A 20,731-nucleotide genomic window follows, 5' to 3' on the forward strand; every position below is an offset into this window, starting at 1 on the left:
CGGCCGGCTCGCCGGGCGGGGAACCGGGAGCCGCGCGCTCCGTGCCCGAACCCGATACGGGGCCACGCCAGGCGGACACTCCGGCGGCCGGCGCGCAGCGCCCGGCCGGGCCGGCGGACCCGGCGAAGCCCGGGGCCACCCACTCCCGCCGGGGGTTCGGGGGGCGGAGCCCTCAGACCGCGGGGCCGGAGGCCCACACCACGGGGGTCCAGGGGGCGGAGCCCTCTGAACAACACCCCCTCCTCCGCCTCGCGGACCTGCGGGTCACCCTCACCGCCCCCACCGGCCGGGAAACGGCCCTCGTCGACGGCGTCAGCTTCGACGTGCCGCCCGCCGCCACCACGGGCCTGATCGGCGAGTCCGGCAGCGGCAAGACCATGACCGCCCTGGCCGTCATCGGCCTGCTCCCCGAACACGCCTCCGCCACCGGCCGCGTCGAGTGGCGCGGCGAGGACCTCCTGCACGCCACCCCGGCCCGCCGCAGGCGAACCCGCGGGCACGAGATCGCGATGATCTTCCAGGACCCCCTCGCCGCCCTCAACCCCACCCAGCGGATCGGCCGTCAGGTCGGGGAGATCCTCCGCCGCGACGGCCTGCCCCGCGCCGAGGTGCGCCGCCGCACCGTCGAACTCCTCGACCGCGCCGGCGTCCCCGAGCCGGAGCGGCGCGCCTCCAACTACCCGCACGAGTTCTCCGGCGGCCTGCGCCAGCGCGCCATGATCGCCCTCGCGCTCGCCGGCAACCCCTCCCTCCTGCTGGCCGACGAGCCCACCACCGCCCTCGACGTCACCGTCCAGGCCCGCATCCTGCGCCTGCTGCGCTCCATCCAGCAGGCCGAGGGCCTGGCGATGCTGCTGGTCAGCCACGACCTGCGGGTGGTGGCGAACGTCGCCGAGCAGGTCGTCGTCCTCTACGCCGGCCGCGTCGCCGAACGCGGCCCGGCCCGCGCGGTGTTGCGCCGCGCCGCCCACCCGTACACCCGCGCCCTGGTGCGCAGTGTGCCCGCGGTCCGCACCCGCGCGGCCCTCGCCGACCCGATTCCCGGCACGCCCGCCACGCCGGCCAACCGGCCGCCGGGCTGCGCCTTCCACCCGCGCTGCCCACTGGCCCGCGACCGCTGCCGCACCGAGGTCCCCGCCGTGCGCGAGGTGGCGCCGGAACGCTTCAGCGCCTGCCACTACGCCGAGGAGGTGCTCGACCCGTGACCGCTCCCCTCACCGGATCCCTCACCGGATCCCTCACCGTGCGGGATCTGCACGTCAGTTACGGCGGGCGCGGCCGGCGCCGCGCCGGCGCGGTCCTGGCCGTCGACGGCGTCAGCCTGACCGTCGCACCCGAGGAGACCCTCGCGCTGGTCGGTGAGTCGGGGTCCGGCAAGACCACGGTGGCCCGTTGCGTGGCCGGCCTGATCCGGCCCGACGCCGGCACCGTCGCGTTCGACGGCCGGCCGCTGGCCCGCGCGGGACGCCGCCCGGCGGATCTGCAGCGCGCCGTCCAGATGGTGTTCCAGGACCCGCGCTCGTCGCTCAACCCCCGGATGACCGTCGCCGCCATCATCGGCGAAGCCTGGCAGACCCATCCGGAGACCGCCCCGAAGGACGACCGCCCGGCGGCACTTCGCGCACTCCTCGCGGACCTGGGCCTCGACCCCGACGTGGCCACCCGCCGCGCCGGCGACCTCTCCGGCGGCCAGTGCCAACGGGTCAGCATCGCCCGCGCGTTGGCCGTGCGGCCCCGGCTGCTGGTGTGCGACGAGGCGGTCTCCGCGCTCGACGTCTCCGTACAGGCGCAGATCCTCCGGCTGCTCGTGGAACTCCGGCGCGAGCACCGGCTGTCGCTGCTCTTCATCACCCACGACCTGGGCGTGGTGCACCAGATCGCGGACCGGGTGGCGGTGATGCGCCGCGGCGCCATCGTCGAGGAGGGCCTCACCGACCAGGTGCTGGGCGCTCCGCGCCACGAGTACACCCGGGCGCTGCTCGACGCGGCGCTCGACCTGGACGACGCCGGGGTGGCGCCGTGAACCCGCCCGCTCAGACGCCCGCGCCGACCGGCTGGAACACGTGGGACGTGACCACCCACACCGGCATGGTCCACCTGCCCTCGGGCCTGCGGGTCCGCTTCGGCGTGCTGGGGCCCGACGGCCCCGTCCTCGACGGCTTCACCTGGCGCGACGGCCTCGTCCGGCTCGGCCACCACACGGTGGATGGCTCCTCCGCGGAGGTGACCGTCTCGGCCGCGGACACGACCGTCGCCCTGACGATGGCGGGTGGTTCCGCGCCCACGCTGCACGCCCACGTCGCCCGCACGGCGGGCGACGCGCCGCTGGTGGTGGCGCTCGACGAGTGGTCCCCCACCCCGCCCCTTCCCCGCTGCAATCGACATGCGGCTCCGCCGCATGACAGAGGGCTCCGCCCTCCGGGCCTCCCGGATGGCGGCGCCGCCGGTCGGTACCTGCAGGTCGGGGGCATCACGTGGCGCGTGGACGTATCCCCGCTCCCCCCCGAGGTCCGGGGGGCGGAGCCCTCTCGTGGGGGACTGACCCTCGTGCACCCCGGTCCCACGGTCACCGTCCGGATCGCACCCGCGGACGCCGTTCCCGCGGCCTTGACCGAGCCCGCCGCGGCCAGCGGCCCCCGCCTCGAATCCGGTGGCTGGCTCGGCGAGGCCGCCGCCGCGGCGACCCGGGCCGTCACCTGGAACACGGTGTACGTCCCGGACCTGGACCGGGTCCTCACGCCGACCTCGCGGGACTTCGTCTCCGTCGACCGCCGCGGCTTCTACGGGACCTGGGCGCTGCACGCCTGGGACACGTTCTTCACCGGGCTCGCCGCCTCCGTCATCGACCGCGACTACGCCCGCGGCGTCTTCGAGCAGATCCTGCCGTTCGCCGTCGGAGAGTCGGGCATGATCCCGAACCGGGTGTCGGACGACCGCGGGCGCACGGACGACCGTTCGCAGCCGCCGGTCGGCGCGTTGACGGTGTTCCGCGCGTATCTCGCCGGCGGCCTGTGCGACGCGACCCGCGATCACGCCCTGCTGGCCCGCACGTTCCCCGCGCTGCTGGCCTGGCACGACTGGTGGCCGCGCGCCCGCCGGGGCCCGCACGGGCTGCTCGCCTACGGTTCGGATCCGGTGCCGGGCGACGCCGAGTCCGGGAGTCTGGACCGGGCCAAGCGGGAGTCGGGTCTCGACGACTCGCCGATGTACGACGAGGCGGCCTACGATCCGGCGACCCACACCATGGACCTCGCGGACGTCGGGCTGAACGCCCTGCACATCGCCGACGCGGAGGCGCTCGCCGGGATCGCCGACCGCCTCGGCGCGGGGGAGGCCGCCACCGCCGCCCGCCTGCGGGCCGAGGTCGACCGGGCCAGGGCCGCCGCGGACAGGCTGCTGTGGGACCCGGAACGCGCGGGCTACCGCAACCTGCGCGCGTCCGGTGAGCACGACCCGCACCTGTCGCCGACGTTGCTCTACCCGCTGCTCGCCGGCCTGCCGACCCCGGACCGGGCCGCCGCCTTCGCCGCCGAACTGCTGAGTCCGGAGGCGCTGGGCGGGGACCGCCCGTTGCCCAGCGTGGCCCGCAACGATCCGGGCTTCGCCGCGACGTACTGGCGCGGCCGGATCTGGGCGCCGATGGCGTACCTCGCCGTCGAGGGCCTGCGCCGCTACGGCCTCACCGCCCTGAGCCGGCCGGTGGTGGACGCGCTGCTGCGGCTGTTCCTCGCCGAATGGGAGGCGCACAGCCACGTCAGGGAGAACTACCCGGCGCACGCCGGCGAGGACATCCGCACGTTCCAGGCGCGTTCGGACGGGCTGATGGCCTGGGGCGGGCTGCTGGCGCACCTGGCGTTCGCGGAGTTGGCCGACGCCCGGCCGGACGGCTGGCGGTTCGCGCATCCGGGCCGGCCGGCGGACCTGGTCGGGCTACCGCTCGGCGAGGGCCGGTTGGCGGTCCGCGCCACCGAGCGGCGGCTGGGCGTCGAGCTCGACGGGCGGCCGTTGCTCGACGCCTCGTCCGGTGTGACGGTCCGCGGCTATCGGCGCACGGCGGACCGCGTCACCGGCGTGGCCGAGGGCCACGGCGACCTGCTGATCACCCCGCCCGCCGGCGAGCCCGTCCGGCTCGCCGTGGACGGCACGCCCCGTCCCTTCGACCTCGGCCGCCAGCCAGGCCACCGACCATGACCCCCACCCAGCACGGCAGAAGGAAGCATCGCGTGAGCGACACCACACCCATCCCGGAGTCCGCGGACATCCTGGTCGTCGGCGGCGGCCTCGGCGGCGTCGCCGCCGCGCTCGCCGCCCTCGACCGGGGCAGGTCCGTGCTGCTCACCGAGGAGACCGACTGGATCGGCGGCCAGCTGACCAGCCAGGGCGTGCCGCCCGACGAGCACCCGTGGATCGAGCAGTTCGGCTGCACCCGCCGCTACCGCGCGCTGCGCGACGCGATCCGGGAGCACTACCGCCGCTGGTACCCGCTCACCGACGAGGCCAGGGCGCGCCGCGACCTCAACCCGGGGGAGGGCAGGGTCAGCCGGCTGTGCCACGAGCCGAAGGTGGCCGCCGCCGTGCTGCACGCGATGGTCGCGCCGTACGTGGCGGCGGGCCGGCTGCGGATCCTGTTCCACCACCGGCCGGTCGCCGCCACCGTCGAGGACGACCGGGTGCGCGGCGTCGTGTTGGAGGACCGGGCGGGCGCCCGGGTCGCGGTCGAGGCGCGCTACGTGCTGGACGCCACCGAACTCGGCGACCTGCTGCCGTTGACCGGCGCGGAACACGTCACCGGCTTCGAGTCCCGCGAGGACACGGGCGAGCCGAGCGCCCCCGAGCGGGCGCAGCCGGGCAACATGCAGGCGTTCTCCTGGGTGTTCGCCGTGGACCACGTGGCCGGCGAGGACCACACCATCGACCGCCCGGCCCGCTACGCCGAATGGGCCGCGTACCAGCCGCCGAAGTGGCCCAACCCGCTGATCAGCCTCGACGCCCCGGACCCGCGGACGTTGGCGACGGTGCGGCGCGCGTTCCTGCCGAACGCCGACACCGGGCCGGTGTTCGCCGACCAGAGCCGGGATCCGGGCGACAAGGAGCTGTGGTCGTTCCGTCGGGTGCTGTCGCGCCGCGTGCTGCGGCCGGGCTTCGCGGCCAGCGACGTGACCATCGTCAACTGGCCGATGATCGACTACCTGCCCGGGCCGCTGATCGGCGTCGAACCGGACGAGGCGGCCGAACACCTCGCCGCTTCCCGCGAGTTGAGCCTGAGCATGCTCTACTGGCTGCAAACCGAGGCGCCGCGCCCGGACGGCGGTACGGGGTGGCCCGGGCTGCGGCTGCGCGGCGACGTGATGGGCACCGACGACGGTTTCGCCAAGGCCCCGTACATCCGCGAGTCCCGGCGCGTCCTGGCCCGCCGCCGGATCGTCGAGCAGGACCTGTCCCTCGCGGTGCGCGGCGAGCGCGGCGCGGTCGGCTATCCGGACACGGTCGGCGTCGGCATGTACCGGATCGACCTGCACCCGTCCACCGGCGGCGACACGTACATCGACGTGGCGAGCTGCCCGTTCCAGATCCCGCTGGGCGCGCTGCTGCCGGTCCGGCTGCGGAACCTGCTGCCCGCGGCCAAGAACATCGGCACCACGCACATCACGAACGGCTGCTACCGCCTGCACCCCGTCGAGTGGAACGTCGGCGAGGTGGCGGGCGCGCTTGCCGCGCACTGCCTGGACCAGGGCGTGGAGCCGCAGCAGGTGCACGCGGACGCCGAGCGGCTGACCGCGTTCCAGGAGGAGTTGGCGCGCGACGGCGTCGAGCTGGCCTGGCCGGAGATCAGGGGGTACTGATGACGTCCCGTCATGAGAGGCCGCCCGCCCGGCGGGACGGCCGCGAGCTGCTCGCCGGCCTGGTGGTGCCGTTGGTCACGCCGATGCGCCGGCCCGGCGTGCCCTCGGCCAGGGCGGCGAAGCCGCTGCTCGCGGCGTTGGCCGAGGCGGGGGCGCGCGGCCTGATGCTGTTCGGCAGCAACGGCGAGGGACCGCTGCTGCCGACCACCGCACTCGGCGCGTTCGCCTCCGGCGTGACGCGGCACTGGCGCGGCCTGACGGCCGAGCCCGCGACCGGCCCTGCCGGCCGGGTGCCGACGCGGGGAGCGGGGGCGCCGCACGCGTCGGCGTCCGCGATCCGGGCCGTGCCCGCCGGCGGTGCCGGTCCCGTGCTGATCAACGTCACCGCCGCCGGAACGGCCGAGGCGCTGGCCCGCGCCGAGGCCGTGCTGCCGGCGAGGCCGGACGCGCTGGTGCTCAGCCCGCCGATCTACTTCCACCACCGCGAGGACGAGATCCTCGCGCACTACGCGGCGTTCGCCGACCTCGGCGTGCCCGTCGTCGCCTACAACGCCCCGCGGTACAGCTGCCCGTTGACCCCGGCCCTGATCGACGCGCTGGCCACCCTGGATCACGTCGTCGGCCTCAAGGACAGCTCGGGCGACGTGGAACTGCTGGCCCACGCGGTCGCCGCCGCCCGCCGCCACCCGGGCTTCGGCGTGAGCCAGGGCGCGGAGGGGCAGTTGCTGGCCGGCCTCCGGCTCGGCGCGCACGGCATCGTGCCCGGCATCGCCAACCTCGCGCCCGGTCCCGGGAAGGACCTGCTCGGAGCGCACCACGCCGGGCGGGACGAGGACGCGGAACGGGCGCAGCGGCTGATCGACGAGCTCACCGCGCTGCACCGGGTCCGGTCCGGCGTCCCGTCGGTGAAGGCGATCCTGCACGCCCGCGGGCTGTGCCCGCCGCACACCGCCGCCCCGTTCACCCCCTGCACCGACGCGGAACGCGAGGCCCTCCTCACCCTCCTGTCCCCCCACGACCCCCACCTCCTCCACGCCGCCCCCTGACCCCGAGCCCCCTGAGCCCGCGCGCCCTGACCCCGTTGCCTTCGACCCGCCATGCCTGACTCCGCGTCCCGTGACCAGGGCCCGCTTGCGCCGCGCTCCCTGAGCTCTTGCCCCTTGACCCCGTTTCCTTCGAGCCACCACGTCTGACTCCGCGTCCCGTGACCAGGGCCCGCCGGGCGTCGCGCTCCCTGGGCTCGCGCCCTCAGGGCTCGTGGTCTCCGGCTCGTTCCCTTCCACCCGCCACGCCCGACTCCGTGTCCCGAGTCTGCGTCCCTTGACCCGGTTCCTTCGACCCGCCATGCCCGATTCCGCGTCCCGTGACCAGCGCCCGCCGGGCGTCGCGCTCCCTGAGTCCGCGTCCCTCCGGCGCCGGGCTCTCGGTTGCGCGCCGCTCTGATCCGCGCCATCCATCCGGCCGGTCAGGCCGAGCCTGACCGGCCGCCCACGTCGCCGCCTGCGGCCGGCAAGGCCGCCGGTTCCGCACGGCCGGAAACGCCTCTCGGATCGCCCCTCCAAACCCAGGAGCAACAGTGACCCCAGCCGACCGCCCCACCCACAGACCCGCCGTCGCCGCCCTCCGCCCGGCAAGGGCCATGCTCAGTCGCCGCTCGTTCGCCCTCGGCCTCGCCGGGGTGCCGGTGGCCGCCGCCCTCGGCCAGGCCCACGCCGTCGCTGCCGGCCGGCAAGGCCGCCGCGCGCGTGGCTTCTTCGACGAGACGACCCTCTGGGACTCCGTCACCGACCGCCTGGAGAACTATCACGTGCACGGCCTCGCCGTGCTGCCCGACGACACGATCCTGGTCGCCACCGAGGGGCGGCACGAGGTGTGCGACGCCGGACCGCGCGAACTCGTGCTGCGCCGCAGCCCGGACGGCGGCGACACCTGGGAGGCCGAGCGGACCGTGATCCCGTCCGTCGACGGCCAGTCATGGGGCAACCCGACGTTCGTCGTCGACCAGCTGACCGGCGAGGTCTTCCTCTTCTACATGCTCTCGATCCAGCTGCCCGAGAACACCACCTGCTCGGGCGACAGCGGCGAGCTGTCGTTGGTCTCCAGCATCGACGGCGGCCTGACGTGGGGCGAACCCCGTTCCCTCGCCGGGCTGTTCGACCACTTCCCCTACGAGTGGGCGCTGCACGGGCCGGGGCCCGGGCACGGCATCCAGCTCGACACCGGCCGGCTTCTCCTGAACTGCTCCCACCGCCGGGTCATCGTCGGCAACAGCGTCGAGGAGCGCCACTACGGCGTCGCGCCGATCTACAGCGACGACCACGGCGCCAGCTGGCAGACCACGGGCGAGATCCCGGTCAGCACCGCCTACCCGATCAACGAGGCGCGCCTGGTGCAGCGTTCGGACGGCACGGTGCTGATCAACGGGCGCCCGGCGGCGGGCGGGAACCGGCACCGCATCGTCTCGGTCAGCGCCGACCGCGGGCTGACCTGGTGCGCGCCCGCGCTGGACGGCGGCACCGGCACGTTCAACGCCGTGGACGCCAGCCTGCTGCGCTACTCCGGCGGCCCTGCCGGCGGTCCTGACCGGGTGCTGTTCAGCCGCCCGGACGCGCCGGTGCGGACGAACATGACCGTCTCCGTCAGCTACGACGAGGCACACTCGTTCCGCTACAGCCGGGTCATCAACGAGGCCCGCTCGTACTACTCGGACCTCGCCCGGCTCTCCGACGGCACCATCGTGCTGGTCTACGGCTGCGACGGCGACATCCCCAGCTTCCCGCGCCGGGTCAACGTCTGCCGCTTCTCGCTGGACTGGCTGACCGACGGGCGGGACAGCCTGAAGCGCGGCCCCGGTCTCTCCGAGCAGCGGATCGACCTGGCCGACGGGCAGCCGGTCGTCGCCGGCGGCGGTCTCGCCGTCGTGCCCGACCCGCTCGCGCGCGGCGGCGCGCGCGCCGTCCTAACCCCCGACACCCCGAACGCCCCGTCCGGCGCCTACCTGGAGTACGCCGTCGAGGTCCCGCGCGCCGGCGCGTACGAACTGCTGCTGCGCTACCACCGGCCGGCGGCCGGCGGGCTCGTCGGCATCTCCGTCGACGGCACCGCCCCGCCCCGCACCGCGGTCATCGACACCACCCAGGAGCACGCCGAGGGCTACGACGTCGCGCATCTCGGCGGCCTGGAGCTGGCCCAGGGCCGGCACACGGTCCGCTTCGCCCTGGCCGGCCCGGGCCGCGGCGGCGGCTCGCTGATCGCGCTCGACACGCTGAGCCTGCTCACCGCCCCGGCCGGGCCCGACCTCCGCAACGAGGTGCTGGTCGACAACGACGAGGCCGGCTACCGGGTGCTCGGCGGCACCTGGAGCGCCGCCACCGGCGTGCCCGGCTACTACGGCGGCAACTACCGCACCGCCCCGGCCGGCACCGGCGACCACGAGGTCCGCTGGGAGCCCGTCGTCCCGCACGACGGCCGCTACGAGATCCAGGTCTCGTACACGCCGCACGAGAACCGCGCGAGCAACGCCCCGTACGCCGTCGCGCACGCCGGCGGCACCGAGACCGTCCGGATCGACCAGCGCGCGCCCGGCTCAGTCGAACCGCGCGGCGGCACCTGGGCCTCACTGGGCCACTACGACCTGCTGGCCGGCCGGTCCACCACCGTCCGCCTCACCAACGCCGCCGACGGCTACGTCGTCGCCGACGCCCTCCGCATCATCCGCACCGACTGAACCGGCGACGGTCACCGATCACCCGCATGGCCCAGCACGTCGCCGCCCCGCCGGCCCCCGGGCGGCTGGCGGTCAGGGTGGAGCGCACCGGCACCGGACGCATGTCCGCGCGCCTGGCCTGGGCACCGCCCGGGGACGCGACCGCCGTGCACCACTACGAGGTCTACGAGGCCGCCGGCTCCCCTGCGGACGCCACGTTCCTGGGGGGTGAAAGCTGCTACAGATTTTCTAGTCGTCATAGTCATCTCTAGTCACATGTCTTGATTGGCGTGGCCTTGTGAAGCTTTCGGAGTGGGCGCGTCAGCAGGGCGTGAGCTACCAGACCGCGTGGCGGTGGGTGAAGGACGGGAAGATGCCCGTCCCCGTTCGCCAGGCGCCGTCCGGGACGTGGCTGGTCGACGAGGTCGCCGGCCAGTCGCACGGGCGTGTCGTGGCGTACTGCCGCGTGTCGTCCGCCGACCAGAAGTGTGACGTTGACCGGCAGGCCGCCCGGGTCGTGTCCGGCGCGAACAGGCTGGGCCTGGCCGTTGCCGAGGTCGTCACCGAAGTGGGTTCAGGGCTGAACGGGCGGCGCCGCAAGCTGCACCGCCTGCTGTCCGACCCGCAGGTGGCGGTGATCGTGGTTGAGCACCGCGACCGGCTGGCCCGGTTCGGCGTCGAACACCTCGAAGCCGTCCTGGTCGCATCCGGGCGGCGCCTGGTCGTCCTCGACCCCACCGAGACCGCCGATGACCTGGTGCGGGACATCACCGAGGTACTGACCTCGATGTGCGCCCGCCTGTACGGACGGCGGGCGGCGAAGTACCAGGCCGCCCGCGCGGTCGCGGTAGCGACCGGCGAGGCCGCCGAGTGAAGAAGTTCCAGCCGCAGCCCGGGTTCGTCGTGCAGGCGTACCGGTTCGCCCTGGACCCGAATGCCACCCAGGAGCACGCGCTGCGCTCGCACTGCGGTGCCGCGCGTGCCGCGTACAACTGGGCTGTCGGCTGAGTAACCGCCTCCTGGTGGCAGCGCAAGGCCGAGGAAACGTACGGCATCGCCGAGGCGGAGCTGACCGAGTGGCGGCCGTGGTCGCTGCCGTCGCTGCGGAAGGCGTTCAACCAGGGGTGCGGCGAGCCATTCACTAGTCAAGTCGCTTGTCGGAAGCGACGTTGTCGGGTTCCGAGAAGAGCCGGGCGGAGTTCGGGTAGGGCCATGCTTCGTGCCTCGACCACGGTCGGGGCACGAAAGCCACCGTGCGCGCGATTGCCGAGTTCGAGATCGGTTCAGGCGCCGGCGTGGAGGTAAGCGGCCCACAGGAAGGGGACCCGGGTCCGGTCGAGTTGCGCGGGCAGGTCGTGGCCATCGCGCAGGCCGCGCACGGCGTGGTGGAGGGCCCAGGCAGCCCGGCTGGTGTTGATGGTCCCGTCTGGGGCGCGCAGGCAGGTGTAGAAGGCGTCCGCGACGGTGACGGCGGTCTGGTCGTCGATCTCCCACAGCGTGCCCACGACGTGGGGGAATCCAGCGAGCTGGAACGCAGACGTCAGGTGAATGGCCTCATCGGCTAGGACCGCCGCGTCGATGGCCGCAGTACGGCAGGCCGATAGGTATGCAAGCTGGGCGTGATCGAGGCGGACCGGGGCGAGGCTGGCAACGGTGAGCGGGTCGGATTCGTGGTCGTGGAGGAACAGCAGGCTTTGGGAGGGGTCGGTGGGGTGGCTGGCGCCGTGGCAGGCGAAGTGCACGATGGAGCAGGTGGGGAGGTGGCCCAGAACGGAGGTTTTGGTCGGCGTGCTCGGGGAAGAGCTGGGCGGACTGGCGGGGTCGGGTTCGCGGAGTAGGACGGTGCGTGGCAGGTGGCGGTGCAGTATCTCGGCCTCGGCGGCGGCGTGGTGCAGACGGCCGTGACCGGGAAGGCCGGGGGTGGTGGGCATCGCGACGACCAGTGCCTGGGCGGGCGTGTCCGAGACTGGCGGTTGGCTTCGGGTGTGCTGGCGGGTGTGCCGAAGGGCGCGGACGGTGAGGGTGTGGGAGGAGATGACCCGGTCCATGACGGTGCGGCGGTGGGGGTCGTCGGCAGGGTCGGTGTGGTAGCCGGCGGCATGCAGGGGGAACAGTCCCAGCAGCGGGCCTGGCGCCCACCACACCCGCGGCCACTCGGTCTCCGCCGACGGCTGGCGGTGGTGGCCCAGCTCCTCCAAGACCGGCCCCGCGGCGGCATCCCACAACCATTCCAGGACTCTGGTGAGGTCATCCTGCGCCTCCCGTCGCTGTTCTCTGCTGCCGCCCGAGGTGGTGGTGCGCAGCGCCTGGTGGAAGGAGAGGCCATTTTCGATCAGGGCGCTGATGGTGAGGTGGGGCAGTTCCAGGTGGGTGATGCCGCTGTTGGTGAGCAGCAGGGCGTCGCTGCGGTAGAGGCTGACGTTGAACACCACGACCGGTCCCTGTTCGGCCTCGGTGAGGAGTTCCTCCGTGGTGGGTGGGAGGGCGAAGGAGGCGAATCCCTCCAGGGCGCGGATCTCGGTCAGGGTCTGCGCGAAGTCGCGGGCGAGCCGGTGCCGGTCCGGCGCAGCGCGCGTTGGCCGCCCCCCGGCGGCGTGGATGCCCTCGCTCGCAGCGGGGGTGGGTTGATCAAGCTGGTCGCGCAACCTGACGAACCGCGCGGCCAGGTCCGGATGTCGCTGGCCCAGGTCGGTGAGGTCGCTGCGGACCTCTAACGCCTGGCCGTAGAGCACCGCTCGGCCGGCCTCCAGCAACCGCAGCGCCCGAGTTGCCCGTTCCTGCTGAGTCCCGCGAGGATCGGCCAGGGCCAGCGCGGCGGCGTCCCCGGCCAGGCCGGTGAACCGGCCGAGCGCGTGCTGCTGATCGCCTCGTCCCAACTGACGGGGGGTGACCTCGGGCAGTAGCCGCACCGCGGCCTCCGCCGCATCCGCCGCGTTCGCCGCATCCGACTCCGCGACCAGCTGAGCCGCCGCAGTAGCCGCCCTGATACGGACTGAAGGGGCCGCCGAGACAATGCGCCATGCCTCGTCGTAGGCGGTCACCGCCGCGTCCAGGTCCGCTCGGTCCCCATTTCGGACATAGCGGGTGTGCAGCGCGATCCCCAGGCTCGTCAGGTACTTGGTCCGGTCGGGGTGGTTGGTGGGGGTGGCCTCGGCGGCGGCCCGCCCGGCGGTAATGGCGTCGTCCAGGTCCGCCAGCTCCCCGACACGCTCAAACCGGTCCCCCAGCGCGTTCCCCAGATTGGACAGACGGCCGGCCCGTTCGGGGTGGTTGGTGGGGGTGGCCTCGACCGCGGCCCGAAGCCGGTCGATGGCGTCGTCCAGGTCCGCCAGCTCCCCGACACGCCCAAAGCGGGTGTGCAGGGCGATCCCCAGGTTGGACAGGTATCCGGGGCGGTCGGGGTGGTTGGTGGGGGTGGCCTCGACCGCGGCCCGAAGCCGGTCGATGGCGTCGTCCAGGTCCGCCAGCTCCCCGACACGCCCAAAGCGGGTGTGCAGGGCGATCCCCAGGTTGGACAGGTGTCCGGCCCGGTCGGGGTGGTTGGTGGGGGTGGCCTCGACCGCGGCCCGAAGCCGGTCGATGGCGTCGTCCAGGTCCGCCAGCTCCCCGACACGCTCAAACCGGTCCCCCAGCGCGTTTCCCAGGTTGGACAGGTGTCCAGGGCGGTCGGGGTGGTTGGTGGGGGTGGCCTCGACCGCGGCCCGCCCGGCGGTGATGGCGTCCTCCAGGTCCGCCAGCTCCCCGACATGGCCAAACCGGGTGCGTAGCGAGGCGCCCAGATTGGACACACGCCCGGCCCGGTCAGGGTGACCCGTGGGGGTGATCTCTACCGCGGCCCGAAGCCGGTCGATGGCGTCCTCCAGGTCCGCCAGCTCCCCGACACGCTCGAACCGCCTCGCCAGTGCAGCCCCCAGGTTGGACAGGAACATGGCCTGGTCGGGGTGGTAGATGGGGGTGGCCTCGACCGCGGCCCGAAGCCGGTCGATGGCGTCGTTCAGATCCGCCAGCTCCCCGACACGCTCAAACCGGCTCCCCAGCGTGCCCCCCAGATTGGACAGGAACATGGCCCGGGCGGGGTGGTAGATGGGGGTGGCCTCGACCGCGGCCCGCCCTGCCGTGATGGCGTCCTCCAGGTCCACAAGCTCCCCGACACGCCCGAACCGGCTCTCCAGTGCGACCCCCAGATTGGACAGACGCCCGGCCCGATCGGGGTCGTTGGTGGGGGTGGCCTCGACCGCAGCCCGAAGCCGGTCAATGGCGTCCTCCAGATCCGCCAGCTCCCCGACACGCTCGAACCGGAGGTGCAGCACCGCCCCCAGGTTGGACAGACGCCCGGCTCGCTGGAAGTGGTTGGTGGGGGTCGCCTGGACCGCGGCCCGCCCTGCCGTGATGGCGTCCTCCAAGTCCGCCAGCTCCCCGACACGCTCATACCGGATGCGCAGGGCATTCAGCAGATCGGACAAAACCGCCGCTCGCTGGGGGTGGTCGGCGGGAATAGCGTGCGCCATGCGCTGCCACAGGTCGACGGCCGCGGAAAGGAGGCCAGGCTCACCGGAGGCCATCGCCTGCCGGAGCAGGCCGACGGCGTGCGGCGCTGCTACTTCGGCAATCCGCGGCAGCAGCGGTTCGGGCAAACCGCTGGCGCCTAAGAGGAAGCAGCCGGTGAACATCGCCGTCGCGGCGTCCAGTTCCCTCCCGCCTTGCCCGTCCGGGAGTGCCTCGTATCGGTGGAAGAGGAGCCAGCCGAGCGCATAACAGGCAGGCACGTTGATTGAACGACCAGGGGTGTTGGTCTGGAGGAGTGTGGCGAGTTGCTCGGCCTCGGTGAGCGCTTGGGGTTCCAGCGCAGGGGAAAGGTCCCCGGTGTCGGCGATCCGTTGCAGCCGGGCCCGCACCGCGGCCAGCCGTTCCTCAAGCATCCTGACCCCCTATATCCCAATGCGCACCGTGGCATGCTCAGCTTGGAGCCGCGGGGGGAAGCCCCTGCGTACCCTGATGTGGGCCATGCAACCCGGCACTGAACCAGGGTAGTTGGCTGAATAGCTGGCCGGAGGAGAAACCAGACGGGGAGGGATTTATGGCCGAGGAGCACGGGGAGACGGCGGCGCGGCTGGCGGTGGTGTGCGCTTATCTGGAGGACATCCGCCGGGATTTGCGCCAAGGGCCGGGTGGGGACGAGGCCCCGGTGGATCGGGTGCTGGCCGCCGTGCGGGACGGCGGAGATCTCACCGGGGTTGTTGACACAACGTGCTGAGGTGCGCCTTTGAGAGACGATGGGATTGTCCGTCACAACCTAAGCTCTGCGGTCAGCACACTACATACCGTGACGTTCGGTGTCAGTCGCGATGGGCTCGTAGCCCTCCGGACCGCAGCGGCATCCGCGCAGCATCCTTCCAGCTGAGTGCGGGGCCGTGAGAGGTGCCGCGAAGTGAGAGGTGATCCGGCTCTTCTCGCGCTCGAGGTCTACGCCGTCAGTCTATGCGCGGCCACGGGAGCGTCGGATGGCCCTGTCAGCTTTGAGGCGGGCATCGTTCAATACCTCGGCAGCCCCTGAGCGCAGCGCTTGCCACTTCTACGCGTGATCCGCATTGGTCGCTGGTACACCGCCCCAAATTCGGTTGGAATCAGGAAACTTCCGCGACCGCCACCGTCCCGAAGACTCCAAGCGATCTCCCGTCTGCGGTGATCGAGCACCCGGGCCATTTGGTCAGGCGCCGGCGTGGAGGTATGCGGCCCACAAGAAGGGAACCTTGGTCCGGTCGAGCTGCGCTGGGAGGTCGTGGCCGTCGCGCAGGCCACGTACGGCTTGATGGAGGGCCCAAGCCGACCGGCCGGTGTCGATGGTGCCGTCGGGGGTGCGCAGGTGGGTGTAGAAGGTGTCGGCGACGGTGACGGCGGTCTGGTCGTCGATCTCCCACAGGGTGCCCACCACGTGGGGGAATCCGGCGAGTTGGAAGGCGGAGGTCAGGTGGATAGCCTCGTCGATCAGGTTGGCGGTGTCGATGGCCGCGGTGCGGCAGGCCGACAAGTAGGCCAAGCGGGCGTGCTCGAGTTGGACGGGGGCGAGGCTAGCAACGGTGAGCGGGTCGCTTTCGTGGTCGTGGAGCAACAGTTGGCTTTGGGAGGGGTCTGTGGGATGGCTGGCGCCGTGGCAGGCGAAGTGTGCGATGGCACAATCGGGCAAATGGTTCAGGACGGCGGCCTTGGTCGGTGTGGTGGGGGAAAGGCTGTCTGGGCCGGCCTGATCGGGTTCGCACAGTAGGACGGTGCGGGGTAGGTGGCGGCGGAGCATCTCGGCCTCAGCACCGACGTGGTTCAGGCGGCCGTGGTCGGGCAGGCCGGGAGTGGTGGGCATCGCGACGACAAGCCCATGGGCGGGCGCGTCCAGGGCAAGGGTCTCCCGATGGGCGTGTTGGCGTGCGTGACGTAAGGCCCGAATGGTGGGAGTATGGGAGGAAATGACCCGATCCATGACCGTGCGGCGGTGCGGGTCGTCGGCGGGGTCGGTGTGGTGGCCGGCGGCGTGCAGGGGCAGTAGTCCGAGTAGTCCGCCTAATGCCCACCACACCCGCGGCCAATGGCCGTCCGTAGACGGCTGACGGTGGTGGCCCAGCGCCTTCAGAACCGGCCCTGCGGCGGCGTCCCAAAGCCATTGCAGGACACCGGTCACGACGTCCTGCGCCTGCCGCCGCTGCTCTCTGCTGTCGCCCCAGGCGGTGGCGTGCAACGCTTGGTGAAAGGTGTTGACCTGCTCGATCAGCGCGTCTTCGGCGAGCTGGGGGAGTTCCAGGTGGGTGATGCCATCGTGGATCAGTAACAGGGCATCGCTGCGATAGCGGCTGACGTTGAACACGACGACCGGGCCCTGTTCTGCCTCGGTGAGAAGTTCCTCGGTGGTGGGTGGGAGCGCGAAGGAAGCGAACCCCTCCAGCGCGCGGATCTCGGCCAGGATGTTGGCGAAGTCGCGGGCCAGACCGTGTCGGTCACGCACGGTGCGCTCCTGGCGAACCGCGGCGACGTCGAGGTCCTCGCTCACGGTGGCGGTGGCGATGTCCGTGGGCTGATCGAGTTGGTCGCGCAGCTGAACGAATCGCGTGGCCAGGTCGGGGCGCCGCTGACTCAGGTCGGCGAGATCGCTGCGGACATCCAGCGCGTGGCTGAGAATGACCGCCCGGCCGGCCTCCAGCAGCCGTAGTGCCCGAGTTGCCCGTTCCTGCTGAGTCCCGCGAGGATCGGCCAGGGCCAGCGCGGCGGCGTCCCCGGCCAGACCGGCGCATAGGCTGAGCGCATACTGCTGATCACGCCGCCCCAACTGGCGGGGAGTTACCTGGGGCAGCAGACGCACCGCAGCCTCCGCCGTATCTGCGGCCCGCCCCGCATCCGACCCCGCGACTAGCCGGGCCGTCACCCAAGCCGTCTGAATACGGCTCGAAGGCGCCGCCGAGACTACCTCCAAGGCTCTTTCGCCGGCTGACACCGCCGCCTCTAGGTCCGCGAGATCCCCGCTCCGTTCGAACCGGTCCCGCAGCGCGCCCCCCAGGTTGGACAACACCCGTGCACGGTCGGGGTGGTCGGTGGGGGTGGCCCGCAGCGCGGTCTGAAGCCAGTCAAGAGCTTGGTCTAGGTCCGCGAGATCCCCGCTCTGCTCGAACCGAGCCGACAACGAGGCCCCCAGGTTGTTCAGCATTGCTGCCCGGGCGGGGTGGTCGGTGGGGGTGGCCTGCAGCGCTGCGCGTCCGGCGGTGATGGCTTGGTCTAGGTCCGCGAGATCCCCGCTCTGCTCGAACCAGGCCCGCAGGTAGGCCCCCAGGTTGGACAACATCCGCGCTCGATCGGGGTGGTCGGTGGGGGCGGCCTCTAACGCTGCGCGTCCGGCTGTGATGGCCTCATCCAAGTCCGCGAGATCCCTGCTGCGCTCAAACCGGATGTGCAGCGCGATACCCAAGGCGGACAGATGCCTGGCCTGGTGGGGGTGGTCGATGGGGGTGGCCTGCAGCGCGGTCTGAAGCCAGTCAAGAGCTTGGTCCAGGTCCGCGAGATCCCCGCTCTGCTCGAACCGGGCCCGCAGCGCGCCCCCCAGGTTGTTCAGCATTGCTGCCCGGTCGGGGTGGTCGGTGGGGGTAGTCTGCAGCGCTGCGCGTCCGGCGGTGATGGCTTGGTCCAGGTCCGCGAGATCCCCGCTCTGCTCGAACCGGTCCCGCAGCGCGGTCCCCAGGTTGGACAACATCCGTGCACGGTCGGGGTGGTCGGTGGGGGTGGCCTGCAGCGCGGTCTGAAGCCGGTCGATGGCTTGGTCCAGGTCCACCGGGTCTCCGCTCCGCCGGAACCGAGCCCACAGCGCGTTCCCCAGGTCGGCCACCATCGTTGCTCGGGCAGGGTGGTCGGTGGAGGTGGCCTGCAGCGCGGTCTGAAGCCGGTCGAGAGCTTCATCCGCGTCCGCGAGATCCCCGCTCCATTCGGACCGGTCCCGCAGCGCGGTCCCCAGGTTGGACAACATCCGTGCACGGTCGGGGTGGTCGGTGGGGGTAGCCTGCAGCGCGGTCTGAAGCCGGTCGATGGCTTGGTCCAGGTCCACCGGGTCTCCGCTCCGCCGGAACCGGTCCCGCAGCGCGGTCCCCAGGTTGGACAACATCCGTGCACGGTCGGGGTGGTCGGTGGGGGTAGCCTCCACTGCTGCGCGCCCGATGGTGATGGCCTCATCCAAGTCCGCCAGATTCCCGCTGCGCTCAAACCGAATGTGCAGGGCGGCGCCCGTGACGGACAGACGCCCGGCCTGGTCGGGGTGGTCGGTGGGGGTTGCCTGTAGAACTGCGCGCCCGGTGGTGATGGCCTCATCCAAGTCCGCCAGATCCTCCGAGTGCTTGAACCGCATGGTCAGCGTGCCCATCAGCTTGGACAGCGTCGTTCCTCGATCGGGGTGGTCGGTGGAGGTGGCCTCGACGGCTGCCCGAAGACGCTCGATGGCTTCGTCCATGTCGTCCAGGGCCCCGCTGCGCTCAAACCGGACCGCTAGTGCGGCCCCCAGGTTGACCAGGTGCACGGCCTGGTTGGGGTGGTCGGTAGGGGTGGCTTCCACTGCTGCGCGCCCGGTAGTAATGGCTTCGTCCAGGGCCGTCTGGTCTCCGGTGCTCTCGAATCGTCCCTGCAGCGCGATCCCGAGGGTGGACAGCATCGCTGCTTGGTTCGGGTTGTCGGTGGGGATGGCATGTATCAGGCGTTCGCACAGGTCAATGGCAGCAATGAGCTGGTCCGCGTCGGGGGAGACTAGTGCCTGCTTGACCTGCCTAATGGCGTGGGGAGCTGCGGCCTCGGCAAGCAGCGGAAGGAAGTATTTGGGTAGATCGGTGCTGGAACCGGTGAGGAAACCGGGGAGGAATGCTTCCACCGCGGCGTTCAGGTCCACAGCATCTTGGTCCTCCGGAAGATTCGCCCACCGGAGGAGGTGAAACCAACCGAGCATCTCCCAGGCTGGTATGTCGCTTGCATCACCGGTGCTGGTGTGAAGGTGTTCGGCGAGTTGCCGGGCTTCAGTGAGGGCTTCTGGGTCCAGGGCTAGGGAAGAGTCGCCAGTATTGGTGACCCATTGCATCCGGGCCATAATCGATCTCAGAAGTCTCTCACGCATCCATGATCCCCGATGTCCGTCAGCGCCTCGTGGCGTGCCCACACTGAGCTCGCGGGGAAGGCCCGCGTACGCCCGTGGTGCGTGCAACCAAGCACCATGACAGAGTAGTTGGCCGGGCGCCAATCGGGGGCGAGAACGGGATAAGAGGGGGGATACATGACCGGAGAGCATCAGGAGGCGGCGGAGAGACTGGCGGTGGTGTGCGCGTATCTGGGGGAGATCCGCAGGGATCTGCTACAGGGGCCGGGCGGGGACGAGGTCCCGATGGAGCAGGTGTTGACCGCGGCGCAGAGCGGCGGGAACCTCGCCGGTCCGCTCGCGGTGCTGCACGCGGTCCTCCAGGCCGGCGGCGATCCGCTCGGGCTGGACGGCTACTCCGACAACGGCCAGGGGCTCCGCAGTCTGCGGCCTGTCGGCATCAGCGACGACCGACCAGGCGAGCGGGTGTACTTGTGCCCGACCAGCCGGTGCGCACGCTACTGGTGGCCCCAAGCCACAGTCGATGTACCACATTGCGCGATCAGCGGCACCGCCCTGCGCCGGGACCGGCTCTAATCCGGTGGGCGGTTTCCTGACGGCCCTGGGCCAGAAACTCGCCGAGCGGTGGCTGTCCCTGCTGGTCCTGCCCGGCGCCCTCTACATCGCCGTCGCCACCACCTCCCACGCCCTCGGTCACACTCATCCCTTCGACCTGGCTCGCCTCACCGACCAGATCACCACCTGGGCCGAGCACCACCCCGCCACGGACACGGCCGGCGGCCAAGTGCTGCTGCTGGCTGCTGTACTGGCCGGCGCCGCCGCAGCGGGACTTGCCGCCCAAGCCATCGGCTCGCTGGTCGAACGGCTCTGGCTGGCCGCCGACTGGCCCACCTGGCCACCCCCCTTCCGCCAGCTCGCAGCCTGGCGAACCATCCGCCGACGCCGCCGGTGGACCTCCGCCGCCGACGCCTGGCACCAGCACCGCGACGATGCGGCAGAGATCCGGACCCGCAGGCAGTGGGCCGACCCCACCGCCCGGCACGCCGCCGAACGCGCCATGACCCGCATCGCCTACGAGAAGCCCGCCCGCCCTACCTGGAGCGGCGACCGCCTAAACGCCGCGGCCGTGCGCCTGGACCGCGACCACGGCCTGGACCTGGTCATCGTATGGCCCCCCCTGTGGCTGACCCTGCCCGAGGAGACCCGCACCGAGATCACCGCCGCCCGCCAGGCCCTCACCCGCGCCACTACCGTGGCCGCCTGGGCCCTGCTCTACCTCCCCCTCACCGCATGGTGGTGGCCCGCCGCCCTCATCACCACCGCTCTCACCCTCACCGCCCGCGTCCGCACACGAGCCGCCAGCCACACCTACGCCCTGCTGCTGGAAGCCACCACCCGACTCCACGCTCGCGACCTCGCCGACCGCCTCGGCGTGGATGCCACTGGCCCTCTCACCCCCGAGGTCGGTGACACCCTCACCCGCCACCTCACGCCCACGCCACCTCCGCGCCCCATCGTGTAAAGCCGCTACGCTGCCCCACCCCTTAAGGTCCGTTCGAAGCCCCGCCGACCGACGTG

Annotated in this window: 13 protein-coding genes; 11 read left to right on the forward strand and 2 right to left on the reverse strand. The window is 72.2% G+C overall.

What is annotated here, in order from left to right:
* The first annotated feature begins 41 nt into the window (after positions 1-41).
* From ABGB06_RS02000 to ABGB06_RS02035, 8 genes are all read left to right on the forward strand, one after another.
* Entirely contained in the window at positions 42-1,205 is a 1,164-nt protein-coding gene (locus ABGB06_RS02000; protein WP_347584846.1) for an ABC transporter ATP-binding protein, read from the forward strand.
* The gene (locus ABGB06_RS02005; RefSeq protein WP_347584847.1) at positions 1,202-2,023 is read left to right on the forward strand and encodes an ATP-binding cassette domain-containing protein; all 822 of its coding nucleotides are present in this window, start codon (positions 1,202-1,204) and stop codon (positions 2,021-2,023) included. The genes ABGB06_RS02000 and ABGB06_RS02005 overlap by 4 nt, the downstream gene beginning before the upstream one ends.
* Positions 2,020-4,191 carry a trehalase family glycosidase gene (locus tag ABGB06_RS02010; protein WP_347584848.1) on the forward strand — a complete coding sequence of 724 codons (2,172 nt, stop codon included), beginning with the start codon at positions 2,020-2,022 and terminating at the stop codon, positions 4,189-4,191. The genes ABGB06_RS02005 and ABGB06_RS02010 overlap by 4 nt, the downstream gene beginning before the upstream one ends.
* Before the next feature lie 32 nt (positions 4,192-4,223).
* On the forward strand, positions 4,224-5,843 hold the full coding sequence (locus ABGB06_RS02015; protein ID WP_347584849.1) for an FAD-dependent oxidoreductase: 1,620 nt from the start codon (positions 4,224-4,226) through the stop codon (positions 5,841-5,843).
* Positions 5,843-6,889, forward strand: a complete 1,047-nt coding sequence (locus ABGB06_RS02020) for a dihydrodipicolinate synthase family protein (RefSeq protein WP_347584851.1) — start codon at positions 5,843-5,845, stop codon at positions 6,887-6,889. Before ABGB06_RS02015 ends, ABGB06_RS02020 begins: the two co-directional genes overlap by 1 nt.
* Positions 6,890-7,419: 530 nt before the next feature.
* Positions 7,420-9,570: an exo-alpha-sialidase gene (locus tag ABGB06_RS02025; protein ID WP_347584852.1), complete on the forward strand. Its 2,151-nt coding sequence runs from the start codon at positions 7,420-7,422 to the stop codon at positions 9,568-9,570.
* Between the two features lie 277 nt (positions 9,571-9,847).
* Entirely contained in the window at positions 9,848-10,423 is a 576-nt protein-coding gene (locus ABGB06_RS02030; RefSeq protein ID WP_347584853.1) for an IS607 family transposase, read from the forward strand.
* Positions 10,420-10,557: a helix-turn-helix domain-containing protein gene (locus ABGB06_RS02035; protein WP_347584854.1), complete on the forward strand. Its 138-nt coding sequence runs from the start codon at positions 10,420-10,422 to the stop codon at positions 10,555-10,557. Before ABGB06_RS02030 ends, ABGB06_RS02035 begins: the two co-directional genes overlap by 4 nt.
* Positions 10,558-10,832: 275 nt before the next feature.
* Here ABGB06_RS02035 and ABGB06_RS02040 read toward each other — a convergent pair whose 3' ends face one another.
* The gene (locus ABGB06_RS02040) at positions 10,833-14,444 is read right to left on the reverse strand and encodes a CHAT domain-containing protein (protein ID WP_347584855.1); all 3,612 of its coding nucleotides are present in this window, start codon (positions 14,442-14,444) and stop codon (positions 10,833-10,835) included.
* A 182-nt stretch (positions 14,445-14,626) separates the two neighbouring features.
* On the opposite strand from ABGB06_RS02040, the gene ABGB06_RS02045 reads away from it, so the two are divergent.
* Entirely contained in the window at positions 14,627-14,803 is a 177-nt protein-coding gene (locus ABGB06_RS02045; RefSeq protein ID WP_347584856.1) for a hypothetical protein, read from the forward strand.
* A gap of 453 nt (positions 14,804-15,256) precedes the next feature.
* On the opposite strand, the gene ABGB06_RS02050 is transcribed toward ABGB06_RS02045, so the two are convergent.
* Positions 15,257-18,952 (reverse strand): tetratricopeptide repeat protein, encoded by a 3,696-nt coding sequence (locus ABGB06_RS02050; protein WP_347584857.1) that lies wholly within the window; start codon positions 18,950-18,952, stop codon positions 15,257-15,259.
* A gap of 378 nt (positions 18,953-19,330) precedes the next feature.
* On the opposite strand from ABGB06_RS02050, the gene ABGB06_RS02055 reads away from it, so the two are divergent.
* Together ABGB06_RS02055 and ABGB06_RS02060 are read left to right on the forward strand one after the other, a co-directional pair.
* Positions 19,331-19,729 (forward strand): hypothetical protein, encoded by a 399-nt coding sequence (locus ABGB06_RS02055; RefSeq protein ID WP_347584858.1) that lies wholly within the window; start codon positions 19,331-19,333, stop codon positions 19,727-19,729.
* Positions 19,730-19,733: 4 nt separating this feature from the next.
* On the forward strand, positions 19,734-20,675 hold the full coding sequence (locus ABGB06_RS02060; RefSeq protein WP_347584859.1) for a hypothetical protein: 942 nt from the start codon (positions 19,734-19,736) through the stop codon (positions 20,673-20,675).
* The last annotated feature ends 56 nt before the right edge of the window (positions 20,676-20,731 follow it).

Source organism: Streptomyces sp. B6B3, from assembly GCF_039871525.1.
Classification (GTDB): Bacteria; Actinomycetota; Actinomycetes; order Streptomycetales; family Streptomycetaceae; genus Streptomyces.

What these genes read in the sequence shown, in the direction of transcription:
- ABGB06_RS02045 (WP_347584856.1), top strand. Translation starts at nt 14,627, where the DNA reads ATGGCCGAGGAGCACGGGGAGACGGCGGCGCGGCTGGCGGTGGTGTGC.
- ABGB06_RS02055 (WP_347584858.1), top strand. Translation starts at nt 19,331, where the DNA reads ATGACCGGAGAGCATCAGGAGGCGGCGGAGAGACTGGCGGTGGTGTGC.
- ABGB06_RS02020 (WP_347584851.1), top strand. Translation starts at nt 5,843, where the DNA reads ATGACGTCCCGTCATGAGAGGCCGCCCGCCCGGCGGGACGGCCGCGAG.